We start from the raw sequence: 14,328 nt of genomic DNA on the forward strand, positions 1-14,328 counted from the left end.
AGTTTTTGCTGCGGCCTAATTGGGTGGTTGGTGTCGTGTGTCGGGCAGGTTCTCTAAGATGGGGCGGGTGACTTCTTCGAAACCGCGTTTATTGCTTGTTGATGGCCACTCGATGGCATTTCGTGCCTTTTACGCCCTGCCGGCCGCGAATTTCTCGACCACGGGTGGGCAACATACGAATGCCGTGTATGGGTTTTTGTCGATGTTGTCCAACATCGTCAACGAGGAAAAGCCCGACCGTATTGCAGTAGCTTTCGATGTCGGCCGCAAGACCTTCCGCACGGATATGTTCCCGGAGTACAAGGCCCAGCGCGAGTCCGCGCCCGAGGAATTCAAGGGCCAGGTCGAGCTTATTCGCCAGACCTTGGACATCCTGGGTGTTACGACGCTGTCGGAGGAGAACTACGAGGCCGACGACATTCTGGCCACTCTGGCTACCGAGGCCACGGACCACGACACGCTGATTGTCACCGGCGACCGCGATTACCTGCAGCTGGTCAACGGCACCACGACGGTGTTGTACCCGAAGAAGGGCGTGTCGACGCTGCACCGCTTTACCCCGGCAGCCGTGGAGGAAAAGTACGGCCTGACCCCGGAGCAGTACCCGGATTTCGCGGCACTGCGCGGCGACCCGTCGGATAACCTACCGAACGTACCGAAGGTGGGCGAGAAGACCGCCACCAAATGGATTGTGCAGTACGGCAGCCTGCAGGATCTCATTGACCACGCCGACGAAATCAAGGGCGTCGCCGGCCAGAACTTCCGCGATCGCATTGAGCAGGTGCAGATGAACCGGAAGCTCACCCAGATGATCACTGACATGGATCTACCGGTCAAGGTCAAGGATCTGGACTTTCACAACGCCAAGGTTGCTGATGTTGCCGCGCGTTTCGATGAGCTGGAGTTCGGCGCCAACCTGCGCGACCGCGTGCTGGCTGCATTCCCGAACGATGGTGGCGAGGTCCCCGAAGAAGAGGCCAAGCCCGCCGTGGAGATCGCCATCGATGATGAGCCGCTCGCGCAGTGGCTCGACGGCAAGTCCGGCGTTGCTGTCTATGTACAGGGCACCGGCACTCCTTACCAGGGCGATGCATCGGCGCTCGCGCTTATCGATGACTCCTACCACGGCCTCCAAGTAGAGCTCAGCGAGCTATCTGCCGACGACGACAAGGCGCTGGCCGAGTGGCTCGAATCGGATGCAGAGAAATACCTGCACGAGGCAAAGGCAGTCTTCCACATGCTTGCCGGCCGCGGCATCAAGCTTCGTGGCATCGCACACGATACGGCCATCGCTGCCTACTTGCTGCGTCCGGGCCAGCGCACCTACGAGCTTTCCGATGTCTACCAGCGCCACCTGCAGAAAACCTTGAGCGCACCAGGGGAGCAGATGTCGCTTCTCGACGACAACTCCCTGGTTACTCAAGCTGCCGCCATCATGGAGTTGACCGAAAAGCTCACTGAGGACCTACAGGAGATCGACGCCTTCGAGCTCTACACCGACCTCGAACTGCCCTTGGTGTCCATCCTCGCGCAGATGGAAGCCACCGGTATCGCAGTCGATATCGACGTGCTGGAAACCCAGCGCGATGCCTTCATCAATAAGGTCGACGAGCAGGAGCAGGCCGCCCGCGAACTGGCTGGCGATGACAAGCTCAACCTGAATTCTCCGAAGCAACTGCAGTCCGTACTCTTTGAGACCTTCGATCTGCCGAAGACGAAGAAGACCAAGACCGGCTATTCCACTGCGGCTAAGGAAATTGAGCAGCTCGCTGCTAAGAATCCGCACCCGTTCTTAGACCACCTGCTCGCACACCGCGAGTACCAGAAGATGAAGACCACGCTTGAGGGCCTCATCAAGACTGTCCAGGCTGACGGCCGTATTCACACCACCTTCAACCAGACGGTGGCATCAACCGGTCGTCTTTCTTCGACCGAACCGAACCTGCAGAACATCCCAGTGCGTACCGAAGCCGGTCGCCAGATCCGTTCCGCGTTCGTCGTCGGCGAAGGCTTCGAAGAACTCATCACCGCTGACTACTCGCAGATTGAAATGCGCGTGATGGCACACCTCTCCGAGGACCCGGGCCTGATCGAGGCCTACAAAGAAGGCGAGGACCTGCACAACTACGTCGGTTCCAAGGTCTTTGACGTGCCGGTCAACGAGGTCACTCCGGAACTGCGCCGTCGCGTCAAGGCCATGTCCTATGGTCTCGTCTACGGCCTGTCCGCCTTTGGCCTGTCCCAGCAGCTCAACATCCCCGCTGGTGAAGCAAAGAGCATCATGGAAAGCTACTTCCAGCGTTTCGGTGGCGTAAAGCGCTACCTCGACGAGGTCGTCGTCAAGGCTCGCCAGGATGGCTATACCTCAACTCTGTTTGGTCGTCGCCGCTACTTGCCTGAGCTGAACTCCGATAACCGCATGGCCCGCGAGAATGCCGAGCGCGCAGCGCTCAATGCTCCGATCCAGGGCAGCGCTGCCGACATCATTAAGGTCGCCATGATTCGCGTGGACCGCGCTTTTGCTGACCTGAAGTCTCGCGTCCTTCTACAGGTCCACGACGAATTGGTCGTCGAGGTCGCCCCGGGCGAAGCCGAGCAGGTCGAAGAGATTCTGCAGCGCGAGATGGATTCAGCCATTAAGCTGCGCGTACCGCTCGAGGTTTCTGCCGGTAAGGGCAAGAACTGGGACGAAGCGGCGCATTAACTTCGCGCGTTAATCTGCGGTCGGCCGCCGTTCGACGAGGCGGCCGGCCAGTACGTCGAAGGGTGTCTGGCCGATGGCCAGTACGGAGATGCCCATGATTGCCAGCAGGATGGCTTCGACGTTGGGCCAGCCGGTGAGTGCCAGCAAGGTGAGTAGTAGCCAGGAGTTGCGGATGGCCGCGCCCCACCAGCCAGGGTGTTCGGAGACGACGATAAGGCCCAGCGACCATTTGCCGAGTGAGGTGGACCAGCGGGCTTCGACGATGACGCGGTAGATGTAGAACACCAGCGCAAGTGCAGCGATGTCGTAGATGGCTCCGCTCTGACCAACCAGGGGTGGGGTGGCAGCTATGGCGTTGATGGTCCAGCGGACCACGATGATGATGGCTGCAGCCAAGAAGGCGTCGATCCACCAGGCCACTGCGCGGCGGCCGAAAATACCGAGTCGCTCCATGAACATGGTTGCCAAGCCTACTTCACGTTCAGGCAGCTAAAAATAATGGTGCCGGGAAATAGCCTGCCGCGTTTCGGTGACCACTGGCCCCAGGTGACATTGAGATCTTCCGGCCACTCGGGTTCGAGGCAGTTCTGGATGAGGAAGTTACCGCGGACCTGTAGTGCTTGGATCCATTCGCTGATGCTGCGATGGAATTCGACGTACGTCATCTCGCCGTCTTCGGTGAATTCGGCGTAACCCTCTTCGAAGTAGGAGATTTCGGCCTGCAGGTCGTTCGGATCATCAGGGAAGACCCAGCGCATGGGGTGGGTGGTCGAGAAGACGAAGGTGCCCCCGGGTTTGGTGACGCGAGAGATTTCAGCCAGGGCGTCGTCAATATCGCCGATGAATGGAAGCGCACCGAAGGCGGAGAAAGACTTATCGAAGCTGTCATCGGCGTAGGGGAGAGTCAGCGCATCGGCTTGCACGAGTGGTTGGCCAGGTTGTGCGCGTTGCAGCATGCCGCGGGAGATGTCGAAGCCGGTGGCAAAAGCTGCACGCTCCTGAAGCCACTGTGTACAGGGTGCCGAGCCGCAGCCGATTTCGAGTATGGAGTCGGAGGAGACATCGCCAAGCAAGTGTGCTTGTTCCTCATGGAGCATTTCCGGGCACCAGTAGAAGGACTCAAGATACTCAGGATGACTAGAGTGATAGTTCGCGGCATCGGCGTCCCAGTGGTGGCGGTTGGCTTGGGATGGGGTCTGCATAGCCGAAAACTCCTTTGTGTGTTGAATTTGCCCGGTTAGCTGCAAGGATGTAGAGTTAAGCGGGCGTGTCTATGCCTCGGGTTGTTCTTGGTCGCAGTAGGAGGGCCTTAAACAATCGCGGGCGGGATCGCATCCTCCCTAATCTTTACTGCTCAGGCGGCTAATTTCAGGGTGCGAGAGACACGTAACTGTCCAATTTCGATCTCCTACTGCAATTCGGAGCATTTTATAAATATGCCATCTACTAACACCCCTCAGGTTGCGATCAACGATATCGGAACCGCAGAGGACTTCCTCGCAGCAGTTGACGCCACCATCAAGTACTTCAACGATGGTGACATCGTCGAGGGCACCGTCGTCAAGGTCGATCACGACGAGGTCCTGCTGGACATCGGATACAAGACCGAAGGTGTAATCCCTTCCCGCGAGCTGTCCATCAAGCACGACGTCAACCCGGACGAGGTTGTTGAGGTCGGCGACGAGATCGACGCCCTGGTTCTCACCAAGGAGGACAAGGAAGGCCGCCTCATCCTGTCCAAGAAGCGCGCACAGTACGAGCGTGCTTGGGGCGCCATCGAGGAGCTGCAGGCCAAGGAAGAGCCGGTTACCGGCACCGTCATCGAGGTCGTCAAGGGCGGCCTGATCCTGGACATCGGCCTGCGCGGCTTCCTGCCGGCTTCCCTGGTCGAGATGCGCCGCGTCCGCGACCTGGAGCCGTACATCGGCCAGGAGCTCGAGGCCAAGATCATTGAGCTGGACAAGCAGCGCAACAACGTTGTTCTGTCCCGCCGTGCATACCTGGAGCAGACCCAGTCCGAGGTCCGTTCCGAGTTCCTGCACCAGCTGCAGAAGGGCCAGGTCCGCAAGGGCGTTGTCTCTTCCATCGTCAACTTCGGCGCCTTCGTCGATCTCGGCGGTGTCGACGGCCTGGTTCACGTTTCCGAGCTGTCCTGGAAGCACATCGACCACCCGTCTGAGGTTGTCACCGTGGGCGATGAGGTCACCGTTGAGGTTCTCGACGTCGACCTGGACCGCGAGCGCGTGTCCCTGTCCCTGAAGGCAACCCAGGAAGATCCGTGGCGCGTCTTCGCCCGCACCCACGCTGTGGGCCAGATCGTTCCGGGCAAGGTCACCAAGTTGGTTCCGTTCGGTGCGTTCGTCCGCGTCGAAGAGGGTATCGAGGGCCTGGTTCACATCTCCGAGCTGGCTCAGCGCCACGTCGAGGTTCCGGACCAGGTTGTTACCGTTGGCCAGGAAGTTATGGTCAAGGTCATCGACATCGATCTCGAGCGTCGTCGTATCTCCCTGTCCGTTAAGCAGGCAGATGAGGACTACACCGAAGAGTTCGATCCGTCCAAGTACGGCATGGCTGACTCCTACGACGAGCAGGGCAACTACGTGTTCCCGGAGGGCTTCGACCCGGAGACCAACGAGTGGCTCGAGGGCTACGACGAGCAGCGCCAGGCTTGGGAGGCTCGCTACGCCGAGTCCGAGCGTCGCTTCAACCTGCACACCCAGCAGATCGAGCGCAACCGCGCCGCTGCTGCCGAGGCTGCAGAAAATGCACAGGCTTCCAACTACTCTTCCGAGTCCGCAGATGCAGCTCCGGCATCTGCACCGGAGAGCACCTCTGGTTCCCTGGCATCCGACGAGCAGCTCGCCGCACTGCGCGACAAGCTCGCTGGTAACTAATCTTTAGTTACTACTAAGGCCGCGTTCCCTTCATTGGGGCGCGGCCTTTTCGCGTAAGGTGTGGGCATGAAACTCATTGGTCTTACAGGCGGTATCGGTAGCGGTAAATCCACGCTGGCTAAGCTTTTGGCCGCCCGGGGCTGGGAGCTTGTCGATGCCGACCAGATCGCCCGTGACATCGTCGCCCCCGGGGAACCTGCCTTGGCAGAGCTTTCCGATGCCTTTGGCTCCGACATCCTGCAAGCCGATGGCACCTTAAACCGCGGTGAGCTTGCCTCCCGCGCGTTTAGTTCGCCGGAGAAGACCGAGCTGTTGAACTCGATTACGCATCCGCGGATTAATGAAGAAACGCAGCGGCGCTTCGATGCTGCGCGTGAGGCCGGCGAAGACTTCGTCGTCTATGACATGCCGTTGTTGGTGGACAAGGGCCTGCACAAGGACATGGACGTCACCATTGTCGTCGACGTTGAGGTGGAAGAACGCGTGCGCCGCCTGGTGGAATACCGGGGTCTGGATGCTGACGATGCCCGCCGTCGCATCAAGGCCCAAATCTCTGATGACAAGCGCCTGGCTGCTGCCGATTATGTCGTCGACAATAATGGTCCGGAGTCCGAATTGGAAGGCAAGGTCGCAGAGATCGCCCGCGCGATTGAGGACTAAACCTTTGCGGCTATGCTGGGTGGCATGGCTTTTGCAGCTGAACATCCCTTATTGCCCCAGTCCGAACACCGCCCAGTAGGCGAGGTGGAGCGTCGCTCGAAAGAATTCGAGGTCGTTTCCGAATACCAACCGGCTGGTGACCAGCCCACCGCGATTGCGGAGCTGGATGAACGCCTCTCCCGTGGGGAGCGCGATGTCGTGCTCATGGGTGCGACTGGTACGGGTAAGTCGGCGACGGCGGCGTGGCTCATCGAAAAGCAGCAGCGCCCGACGCTGGTGATGGCGCCGAATAAGACCCTGGCTGCCCAGCTGGCCAACGAGCTGCGCCAGCTGCTGCCGAATAACGCGGTCGAGTACTTCGTGTCCTACTACGACTACTACCAACCAGAGGCGTATATCGCGCAGACCGATACCTACATTGAGAAGGATTCCTCGATTAACGAGGACGTGGAGCGTCTGCGCCACTCAGCGACCTCGGCGCTGCTGTCGCGTCGCGATGTCGTCGTGGTGTCTTCCGTATCCTGCATCTACGGCCTGGGTACGCCGCAGTCTTATCTGGACCGCTCTGTGGTGCTGGGCGTGGGCGAAGAGATTGACCGTGACCGCTTCCTGCGCCTGCTGGTCGATATCCAGTACGAGCGCAACGACGTCGGCTTTACCCGCGGCGCTTTCCGCGTCAAGGGTGACACCGTGGACATCATTCCGGCCTACGAGGAGCGCGCGGTTCGCATCGAGTTCTTCGGCGATGAGGTCGACGAGCTTTATTACATCCACCCGGTGACCGGCAACGTGTTGGAACAGGTCGACGAGGTCCGTATCTTCCCGGCGACCCACTACGTGGCGGGCCCGGAGCGCATGGAAAAGGCCGTCGCGGACATCAAGGCGGAGCTCGCCGACCGCCTGGCCGACCTGGAGAACCGCGGCAAGCTGCTTGAGGCACAGCGTCTGCGCATGCGCACCGAATACGACCTAGAGATGATCGAGCAGGTTGGATTCTGTTCCGGTATTGAGAACTATTCGCGCCACATCGACGGCCGCCCGGCCGGCAGTGCACCGGCAACCCTGCTGGACTATTTCCCGGAAGACTTCCTCACCATTATCGACGAGTCCCACGTGACCGTCCCGCAGATTGGCGGCATGTACGAAGGCGATATGTCGCGTAAGCGCAACCTCGTCGAATTTGGTTTCCGCCTGCCTTCTGCGGTGGATAACCGCCCGCTGACTTTTGATGAGTTCGAAGAGCGCGTGGGCCAATCCGTTTATTTGTCGGCAACGCCGGGTGACTACGAGCTGGCCGCCTCCGGAGGCGAGTTTGTTGAGCAGGTCATTCGCCCGACCGGCCTGGTCGACCCGAAGGTCACGGTCAGCCCGACCAAGGGTCAGATCGATGACCTTATCGAGCAGGTGCGCAAGCGCGTCGGCAACAAGGAACGAGTCTTGGTCACCACGTTGACCAAGCGCATGGCCGAGGATTTGACCGACTACTTGCTCGAAAACGGCATTAAGGTCCGCTACTTGCACTCGGACATCGATACGCTGCAGCGCGTGGAGTTGCTGCGCCAGCTGCGCATGGGCGAGTTCGACGTCCTGGTCGGCATTAACCTCCTGCGCGAAGGCCTCGACCTGCCGGAGGTGTCCCTGGTGGCTATCCTCGATGCGGACAAGGAAGGCTTCCTGCGTTCGACCACCTCGCTTATCCAGACCATTGGTCGTGCTGCGCGTAATGTTTCTGGCGAGGTCATCATGTACGCCGACAAGATCACCGACTCGATGCAGCAAGCCATCGACGAGACCGAGCGCCGCCGCGAAAAGCAGATCGCGTACAACAAAGAACACGGTATCGACCCGCAGCCGCTGCGCAAGAAGATTGCCGATATCCTCGACCAGGTCTACGAGGGCGAAGACGAGCACGACGCCGACCCAGCCGCCATGGTCGAGCGCCCCGACGTGGCCAACATGGCTGCCGATGAGGTGCAAAAGCTTATCGATGACCTCACCGCCCAAATGAAAGAAGCCGCCCGCGATCTCAAATTCGAGCTCGCCGGCCGTTTGCGCGATGAAATCCAGGACCTCAAGAAGGAAGCCCGCGGCCTGAAGGAAGCCGGGATTTAGGCGCGCGTCTATAATGGCAGCGTCGAATTCATCCCTTTTTGTTTTTGCGTGAAGGAGAGCAATGCTTACCTATAATGCGATCGCCGTGGGCACCGACGGATCGGAAACGTCCCTGCGTGCGGTACGCACCGCCGCGTCGATGGCACGGGCATATGATGCCAAGCTGTACATCGTGTCGGCCTTCTACAATCACTCCGCATCGATGTTGGGTGCACCCAGCTCAGAAGATGCACGCTTGCCGGTAGTCAGCGAGGACATGGCGGAATCCTTCCTCAGTAAGGCAGCGGAGTTATCCCAGGCAGAAGGTGCCAAGCACATCGAGGTCATCGCGAAGTCGGGCGACCCGGTGAAGGCCCTGCTAGAGGTAGGCTCTGACTATGACGTCGACATTTTCGTTGTGGGCAACAAGGGAATGAACTCCGTGCGCGGTCGCGTATTCGGTTCTGTTCCGACTGAGTTGACTCGCAAGGCCAAGGTTGATGTTGTGGTAGTCAACACTTCAGAAGAACGATAAGCCAGAACGTTGTTAGACTGGTCGATAACCGTCCAATAGAAAGGTCACCATGAGCGATTACTCCAAGATTGTCGTCGGCACCGACGGCTCGAAGTCTTCTCTGCTCGCCGTAGAGCGCGCCGCTAAGATTGCTGCTGCATTCGACGCCACTCTCATTATTGGCTGCGCATACTACGAGAACCAGGAAGAGGCTTCCAAGACCCTGCGTCAGGATTCTGTTACCATTCTGGGCGACGAGAAGGCGCAGGCTAACCTGGCTTCGGGCAAGGAGCACGCTGAGAAGTTCGGTGTCTCCAAGGTCGAGACCGCTGTTCGCCCGGGTACCCCGGTGCAGGCTCTGATGTCCATTGTTAACGACAATCAGGCTGACCTGCTCATCGTTGGTAACCGTGGCATCAACTCGCTGACTGGTCGCCTGCTGGGCTCCGTGCCTGCCGATGTCGCCCGTCAGTCCGACTGCGACGTCATGATCGTCCACACCGTGAGCTAAACGCTTGACGATGAAGGCCGGGTCTTTCGACCCGGCCTTATTTTTATGCCCGCACCTTGTGCAGAATCTGGCGGAACTTCTTTGCCAACTGATGTCCCGTGGCGCCCTGAATGAGCGGGACGGTGATTTGGCCTTCCTCGTTGGCTTCAGCCAGCGGTTTCATACTGCCGTGGGAAAGCAGCTGCTCCTGCGGACTCAAGTTGCGGATGGCAACGGAGTGAATGCGGTTCGGGTGGTCGTTGGCCGCATTGCCGTAGGTCAATGGGTCGTGCTGACCGTCATCGCCGATGAGAATCCAGTTCATGTCGGGGTAGTTGATAAACAGATTGCGCAGCTGGACTTTCTTGTGCTCCTGGCCGCTGCGGAACAAACCGGTTGGCGTGGGACCCCAGTCGGTGAGCAGCATCGGTCCACGCGGGTAGCCGTTCTGGGCCATGAAGCTCTTTAAGGTGGGGTAGGTGTTCCAGGCGCCCGTCGACAGGTAAAACACCGGTGCGTCCGGGTAGTGCTCGTGCAGTTCGTGGAAGAACGCCGTCATACCCTCGACTGGCTGGCGAGTGTTGGTGCGCTTGACCCAAGAGTTCCACGCCGCAGTCATAACGCGCGGCAGCCAGGTGACCATGATGGTGTCGTCAATATCGCTGATAATGCCCGTCTTGGTTGCCGGGTCCACGATGAGAACGTCGGTGGTGATGGTCTCCATGCCTTCAGAGGAGATGGTGACTTCCTGCCAACCCGGCTCCAGGCCGTGGTCGTAGATGAGCAGGTCGAAGTAGCCATTGGCGTTGGTGGTGCCAGAAATGGTCTGCTTGCCAGCCTGCGCGGTGACCGGGTGGCCACCGACCTGGATGGTGAAGAATTGCTTGTAGCCGCGTTGTGCCCAGTTATCGGTGTTTTCGCTGTCTGGGTCTTGCATCAACACACGCCCCAGCACGTGGACGTGCTCGGTGGTGCCGTAGCCGGCGTAGCCGGTGAACTGCGGCTTCCAGCCTTTACTCGTGCTGCGCTTTACACCGACGCGGTTGATGGTTTTTTCTACTTTGCGGGCAATATCAGAAAGGGCCATAGGGTAGAGGATACCTAGAGACAATGGTGAGCGTTTGGGTCGCGCGGGTAATCGCCACGTAAAGGTTCTGCAGACCCTGCGGCGAGGCGTCGATAATCTCTTGCGGTTCCACCACCGTGACGTGGTCGTATTCCAAGCCCTTTGCTTCTTCGACGTTCTCGGCAGTAATCACCGCTGACAAGCGCCCATCCTCGACCTCCGGGACCTCGTCCAGGTTTTCGACAAAGCGCACTGGCTCGCCTTCGCGAATCGCCGTTGCCGGTTCGGCATCCGGGTTGATTTCTTCGAGAATCTGATCCGCCACCTCCGCAATCGGCTGTGGCGTGCGGTAGTTGACCGTCAGCGAGTGCTGGCTGAAACGCTTTCCGACGAACTCCTCCAGCGCATCCGCCCACACATCCACACCATTTGGCGCACTGGTCTGAGCGGGGTCACCGACGATGGTCATCCAGCGCGACGGGCAGCGGCGAAACACCATGCGCCACTCCATGGGGCTAAGCTCCTGTGCCTCATCAATGACCACGTGACCATAGGCCCACGTGTGGTCCTGGCGTGCGCGCTCCGCGGTGGTGCGTTGGTCGCGCACTTCCTGACGACGCGCCAACGTCTCCGCATCAATCACATCGTGTGCGGAAAGAATCTCGGCTTCGAACATGTCGTCATCGTTGTCCGTCGAATCTGAGGAAGTCAGAATATCCAGCGCGTCCTCGGCCTCGGCGACCTGTTCGCGCCACGCAGCATCTTCCTTATCGCGCGCTGAGTCGGGATCGGGCATTCCGATGAGTTGGGCGAGTTCATCGAGAAGCGCTGCATCCGCCGCAGTCCAGGCCGCGCCCTCCTCGCGGTAGAGCGCCTCCTGGGTTTCCTCGTCGTAGGCGTGCGCGGCAAGAGCGATGAAACCCCGATCACCGAGCAAGTCCGCCAACACCTGCTGCGGGCTAATCTCTGGCCAAAACTCCGCCAACAACCCCGTGACGGCTGGTTCTTCAGCAAGATCATCGTGGAGCTGGTCCACGTCTGCCTGCGAGAGCAGATTCTCACCACCGAGCGGATCACTGCCGATAAGATGCGCCATCTGGCGTGCCAATGCATCGATGAGGTGTTCTGCGAACGCACCGCGGGCATCGTTATGCGGCTTGCGCGAACGGCGAGCACGCGTGCGGGCCGCCTTGACCATATCCGCGGTGACCTTCAGCTCCAGCGACTCGATGCGAATCCTGCGGGTTGCCTCCGGTAGCACCTGATACGCCTTGACGGCTTCTTTGAGAATTTCCACCATCGCCGCCGATCCCTTGACCTCGCGCGCAGCCAAAGAATCCTGCGCCACGGGTGTCACACCAGGGAAGAGCTCACCGACGGTGGAAAGGACCACGCCGGTCTCGCCGAGTTCGGGCAGCACACGGGAGATGTAGTCGAGGAAGGAGCTATTCGGACCCACAATCAGCACACCGGTCGACGACAGTCGCTCGCGGTGGTTGTAGAGCAAATACGCCACGCGGTGTAGCGCGACCGCGGTCTTACCGGTGCCCGGACCGCCCTCGACGACCATCACGCCGCGGTTGTTGTCGCGGATGATCTCGTCTTGTTCGCGCTGGATGGTCTCCACGATAGAAGCCATGTGCCCGGTGCGGGGCTGCTGCATCGCGTGATGCAGAGCCGACTCGCTGGCCACACCGGAACGCTCCTGCGTGGTATGGGAACCGGACAAGACCTCATCCTGGACATCTGTCACCGTGCGACCGGAGGTGCGAATGTGGCGGCGGACCTCCACGCCTTCCGGCTGCGCGGTGGTGGCCAGGTAGAAAGGCCGCGCCATCGGTGCGCGCCAGTCCAGCAGCAGGGTGCGGTAGTCCTCTTCGCGGGCATCGAGTCCCATGCGGCCGATGTAGCGGCGGTCGAGGCCTTCTTCAGTTGGATTATCGCCGGGGGCATCGACATCAATGCGCCCAAAGACTAGACCCAGCTGGGCGATATTCAGGCGGTCGAGCTTGCTTTGTAGCCCGTGGTACTCGGTTTCACGGCGCACGAGGGCATCCGGGTCAGGGGTGGCCGGGTCAACGGCAGCTTGAACTTCGTTGAGGCGTTCGTTTGCCGCGGCAACTTCGGCATCGAGGCGTTCGAAAAGGCCGTCGACGTATTCTTGCTCAGCAGCAATTTGTGGGTCGTGATTCACTACACTCCTCAAACAAGAAACGGCCCAGCGAAAATGCTGGGCCGCGGTGCGATTAGTGCTTAAGCGAGCTTATCGCCGTACTTCTTGTAGGCGCGATCCAGAGCCTTGGTGGCATCCTTCTGCAGCTTCTCAGCCTGCTTGTTGGCACGCTTTGCCAGACGCTTGCCGTCGACATCCTGTGCCTTCTTGGCAGCCTTCTCGGCGCGCTTCTGCGCCTTGCCAGCAGCCTTCACGGCGCGCTTGCGGGCGGTAGCAGCGTTGTCCTGAGCCTGTGCCAGCCAGTCATCCTTGTTGTCATCGACGAAGCTGACAGCGTCATCAACGTAGGACTTAGCGGTATCCAGCAGGTTACGGCCGGTCTTCTGCCAATCGTCCTTGTTGTCGTCTACGAAGTCCTGGGCCTTCTGGGAGGTCTCCTCGAACCAATCGGAAGCCTTGTTGCCGAAGTCGGATGCGCGATCCGACAGGTCATCCGCGAACTTCTGCGACTCGGTTTTGGTCGGCAGCGCCTTCTGAATCTTCTTGTTGGTGCGCTGACCAGCCTTCTGTGCACGCCATGCCAGGGAAGGCTTGCCCTCGGTGTCCTGGGTGGTAATGAACAGGCCACCCAGCAGGGCGGTGCTGGTCAAAAAGCCGTTGCGACGGTTCTGCTTATCTTCGTCGTTCTCGGCTTCCCAGAAAGCATTGCGGCCGACCAGGTTCGGAACCATGGACAGAGCCAGCAGAGCAGCGGAGGTACGCGGAGCCTTGCCGATAGCCAGCAGGGAACCAGCGCCTACCTTCACGCCGCCGACACCGCGAGCAACCAGCTCAGCGTCGTTCGGGACGTAGCCTGCGTACTGCTTCGGCAGCACCTTGCGGGTGTGCTTCAGCACAGTCTCGGTCTCTTTGACGTGATCGGAGGTATTGCGGAGAGTGTCAACACCGTCCAGGACGAATACGGACGCCAGCATCGGGCGAGCAATCTTACGGATCATGGAAGCATTCTCCTTCATTAGAAATTATTTGCTAGCTAACCAGTGTACGCAAAGTTTTAGTTGCGGGTGGCAACTACCACCGGCGGTCCCACCATTCGCCGAGGTGTGGGCGTTCGTCGTCAAGCGTGGTGGACTCGCCGTGACCAGGGCGAACAATCGCAGAATCAGGGTAGAGATCAAAGATGCGCTCGGTGACGTCCTTGTACAAACGCACGAAATCGCCCTCTGAGGTCGTCTTTCCCACACCACCTGGGAAGAGCGAATCGCCGACGAACAAGTTGGTGACCCCGTCAATTTCCACAGCAATCGCCGCGCCACCTGGGGTGTGGCCGCGCAGAATAATAACCGGGATTTCGTGGCCGGCGAACTCAATCACGTCGCCGTGGCGCAGCTCCACATCCACCTCAGCGGGAATGGCAGGGGAGTCCAGGAAAGGTGCGTAGTGCTTCGCGCCGGTCTTCTTCAGTACCTCCGGCAGCGCGCGCACGTGGTCCCAGTGGCGGTGGGTGGTCAGCACGTGGGTGATCTCCACGCCGGCTTCTTGTGCCATGGAGAAGATCTCGTTGGGCTTGTCGGCGGCATCGATAAGCAAGCCTTGCCCATCGCAGCACAACAGGTAGCAGTTATTGTCCATCTCACTAACGGAAATCTGATGCAAAGTAATCGGGTTCGTCATGGCACCCAGCCTACGGGTAGATTCTGAAGAAGACATTTCTCAAAAATTTGGAGGCTAGATAC

General features: G+C 59.7%; 12 protein-coding genes. 6 read left to right on the plus strand and 6 right to left on the minus strand.

Features of this window, described 5'->3' with window-relative positions; translation table 11 throughout:
• Positions 1 to 58: 58 nt before the first annotated feature.
• Positions 59 to 2,704, plus strand: a complete 2,646-nt coding sequence (gene polA / locus UL81_RS05390; protein WP_035105554.1) for a DNA polymerase I — start codon at positions 59 to 61, stop codon at positions 2,702 to 2,704.
• A 9-nt stretch (positions 2,705 to 2,713) separates the two neighbouring features.
• Here polA and UL81_RS05395 read toward each other — a convergent pair whose 3' ends face one another.
• Positions 2,714 to 3,163: an RDD family protein gene (locus UL81_RS05395; RefSeq protein ID WP_046453361.1), complete on the minus strand. Its 450-nt coding sequence runs from the start codon at positions 3,161 to 3,163 to the stop codon at positions 2,714 to 2,716.
• 11 nt (positions 3,164 to 3,174) lie between these two features.
• Positions 3,175 to 3,906, minus strand: coding sequence for a class I SAM-dependent methyltransferase (locus UL81_RS05400; protein WP_035105552.1), 732 nt, complete (start codon positions 3,904 to 3,906; stop codon positions 3,175 to 3,177).
• Positions 3,907 to 4,140: 234 nt separating this feature from the next.
• Between UL81_RS05400 and rpsA the strand changes: the two genes are divergently transcribed.
• From rpsA to UL81_RS05425, 5 genes are all read left to right on the plus strand, one after another.
• Positions 4,141 to 5,598, plus strand: coding sequence for a 30S ribosomal protein S1 (rpsA, locus tag UL81_RS05405; RefSeq protein WP_046453362.1), 1,458 nt, complete (start codon positions 4,141 to 4,143; stop codon positions 5,596 to 5,598).
• 66 nt (positions 5,599 to 5,664) lie between these two features.
• Entirely contained in the window at positions 5,665 to 6,258 is a 594-nt protein-coding gene (coaE, locus tag UL81_RS05410; protein ID WP_035105551.1) for a dephospho-CoA kinase, read from the plus strand.
• A gap of 24 nt (positions 6,259 to 6,282) precedes the next feature.
• Entirely contained in the window at positions 6,283 to 8,370 is a 2,088-nt protein-coding gene (gene uvrB / locus UL81_RS05415; protein WP_035105889.1) for an excinuclease ABC subunit UvrB, read from the plus strand.
• Positions 8,371 to 8,431: 61 nt separating this feature from the next.
• The gene (locus UL81_RS05420; protein ID WP_035105550.1) at positions 8,432 to 8,884 is read left to right on the plus strand and encodes a universal stress protein; all 453 of its coding nucleotides are present in this window, start codon (positions 8,432 to 8,434) and stop codon (positions 8,882 to 8,884) included.
• 49 nt (positions 8,885 to 8,933) lie between these two features.
• Positions 8,934 to 9,374, plus strand: coding sequence for a universal stress protein (locus tag UL81_RS05425; RefSeq protein ID WP_035105547.1), 441 nt, complete (start codon positions 8,934 to 8,936; stop codon positions 9,372 to 9,374).
• 43 nt (positions 9,375 to 9,417) lie between these two features.
• Here UL81_RS05425 and UL81_RS05430 read toward each other — a convergent pair whose 3' ends face one another.
• From UL81_RS05430 to UL81_RS05445, 4 genes are all read right to left on the minus strand, one after another.
• Complete coding sequence (locus UL81_RS05430; protein WP_035105546.1) at positions 9,418 to 10,440, minus strand: App1 family protein; 1,023 nt, start codon at positions 10,438 to 10,440, stop codon at positions 9,418 to 9,420.
• Complete coding sequence (locus UL81_RS05435) at positions 10,427 to 12,613, minus strand: HelD family protein (RefSeq protein ID WP_236684520.1); 2,187 nt, start codon at positions 12,611 to 12,613, stop codon at positions 10,427 to 10,429. Before UL81_RS05435 ends, UL81_RS05430 begins: the two co-directional genes overlap by 14 nt.
• Positions 12,614 to 12,672: 59 nt before the next feature.
• The gene (locus UL81_RS05440) at positions 12,673 to 13,590 is read right to left on the minus strand and encodes a DoxX family membrane protein (protein WP_035105545.1); all 918 of its coding nucleotides are present in this window, start codon (positions 13,588 to 13,590) and stop codon (positions 12,673 to 12,675) included.
• A 73-nt stretch (positions 13,591 to 13,663) separates the two neighbouring features.
• Positions 13,664 to 14,266 carry an MBL fold metallo-hydrolase gene (locus UL81_RS05445; protein WP_035105544.1) on the minus strand — a complete coding sequence of 201 codons (603 nt, stop codon included), beginning with the start codon at positions 14,264 to 14,266 and terminating at the stop codon, positions 13,664 to 13,666.
• Positions 14,267 to 14,328 lie beyond the last annotated feature (62 nt).

The organism is Corynebacterium camporealensis, from assembly GCF_000980815.1.
Classification (GTDB): domain Bacteria; phylum Actinomycetota; class Actinomycetes; order Mycobacteriales; family Mycobacteriaceae; genus Corynebacterium; species Corynebacterium camporealense.

What these genes read in the sequence shown, in the direction of transcription:
- UL81_RS05445 (WP_035105544.1), bottom strand. Translation starts at nt 14,266, where the DNA reads ATGACGAACCCGATTACTTTGCATCAGATTTCCGTTAGTGAGATGGAC.
- UL81_RS05430 (WP_035105546.1), bottom strand. Translation starts at nt 10,440, where the DNA reads ATGGCCCTTTCTGATATTGCCCGCAAAGTAGAAAAAACCATCAACCGC.
- polA (WP_035105554.1), top strand. Translation starts at nt 59, where the DNA reads ATGGGGCGGGTGACTTCTTCGAAACCGCGTTTATTGCTTGTTGATGGC.
- UL81_RS05440 (WP_035105545.1), bottom strand. Translation starts at nt 13,590, where the DNA reads ATGATCCGTAAGATTGCTCGCCCGATGCTGGCGTCCGTATTCGTCCTG.
- rpsA (WP_046453362.1), top strand. Translation starts at nt 4,141, where the DNA reads ATGCCATCTACTAACACCCCTCAGGTTGCGATCAACGATATCGGAACC.
- UL81_RS05420 (WP_035105550.1), top strand. Translation starts at nt 8,432, where the DNA reads ATGCTTACCTATAATGCGATCGCCGTGGGCACCGACGGATCGGAAACG.
- coaE (WP_035105551.1), top strand. Translation starts at nt 5,665, where the DNA reads ATGAAACTCATTGGTCTTACAGGCGGTATCGGTAGCGGTAAATCCACG.
- UL81_RS05400 (WP_035105552.1), bottom strand. Translation starts at nt 3,906, where the DNA reads ATGCAGACCCCATCCCAAGCCAACCGCCACCACTGGGACGCCGATGCC.
- uvrB (WP_035105889.1), top strand. Translation starts at nt 6,283, where the DNA reads ATGGCTTTTGCAGCTGAACATCCCTTATTGCCCCAGTCCGAACACCGC.
- UL81_RS05395 (WP_046453361.1), bottom strand. Translation starts at nt 3,163, where the DNA reads ATGTTCATGGAGCGACTCGGTATTTTCGGCCGCCGCGCAGTGGCCTGG.
- UL81_RS05425 (WP_035105547.1), top strand. Translation starts at nt 8,934, where the DNA reads ATGAGCGATTACTCCAAGATTGTCGTCGGCACCGACGGCTCGAAGTCT.